Here is a 1,082-nt window from a genome sequence, read left to right on the forward strand (position 1 = left end):
GTCGGTCGGTCAGTTGGTGACGGTCCAGGTGTCGCGGCCGGCGAGTAGTGCGGCGAGGTCGCCTTTGCCGTTCTGGTCGATGGCGGTGTCGAGTTGGTCGGCCATCTGGGTGTCGTAGACGGGCCGGTCGACGGAGCGCAGGACGCCGATGGGGGTGTGGTGGAGGGTGTCGGGGTCGGCGAGGCGGGAGAGTGCGAAGGCGGTGGTCGGGGAGGTGGAGTGCGCGTCGTGCACGAGTACGTCGGCCTCGTTGCCGGCGGTGACGGTGATCACCTTCAGGTCGCCGGTGACCCGGTCCCGTACGACGCCCTTGGAGTTGTCGGCGCCGAAGCGGATCGGCTGTCCGTGCTCCAGCCGGATCACCGCTTCCTCGGCCTGTTGCCTGTCCTTGAGGACTTCGAAGGCGCCGTCGTTGAAGATGTTGCAGTTCTGGTAGATCTCGACGAGGGCGGTGCCGGGGTGGGCGGCGGCTTCGCGCAGGACGCCGGTGAGGTGTTTGCGGTCGGAGTCGACGGTGCGGGCGACGAAGGACGCCTCGGCGCCGATGGCGAGGGAGACCGGGTTGAAGGGTGCGTCGAGGGATCCCATGGGCGTGGACTTGGTGATCTTGCCGACCTCGCTGGTGGGCGAGTACTGGCCCTTGGTGAGGCCGTAGATCCGGTTGTTGAAGAGCAGGATCTTGAGGTTGACGTTGCGGCGCAGGGCGTGGATGAGGTGGTTGCCGCCGATGGAGAGTGCGTCGCCGTCACCGGTGACGACCCAGACGGACAGGTCGCGGCGGCTGGAGGCGAGTCCGGAGGCGATGGCGGGGGCGCGGCCGTGGATGGAGTGCATCCCGTAGGTGTTCATGTAGTAGGGGAAGCGGGAGGAGCAGCCGATGCCGGAGACGAAGACGATGTTCTCCTTCGCCAGGCCGAGTTCGGGCATGAAGCCCTGGACGGCGGCGAGGATCGCGTAGTCGCCGCAGCCGGGGCACCAGCGCACCTCCTGGTCGGACTTGAAGTCCTTCATGGACTGCCTGGCCTCGGCCTTGGGCACCAGTGTGAGTGCCTCGACCGTGCCGGTGCCGGTGCCGGTGCCGG

The 1,082-nt window shown here is 67.9% G+C and carries 1 protein-coding gene; it reads right to left on the minus strand.

The window, feature by feature from the left end:
- Positions 1 to 9: 9 nt before the first annotated feature.
- On the minus strand, positions 10 to 1,082 hold a 1,073-nt coding region (locus tag RB628_RS40045), incomplete at its 5' end, for a 2-oxoacid:ferredoxin oxidoreductase subunit beta (protein ID WP_318325571.1).

The organism is Streptomyces sp. ADMS, assembly GCF_033441795.1.
GTDB lineage: Bacteria > Actinomycetota > Actinomycetes > Streptomycetales > Streptomycetaceae > Streptomyces.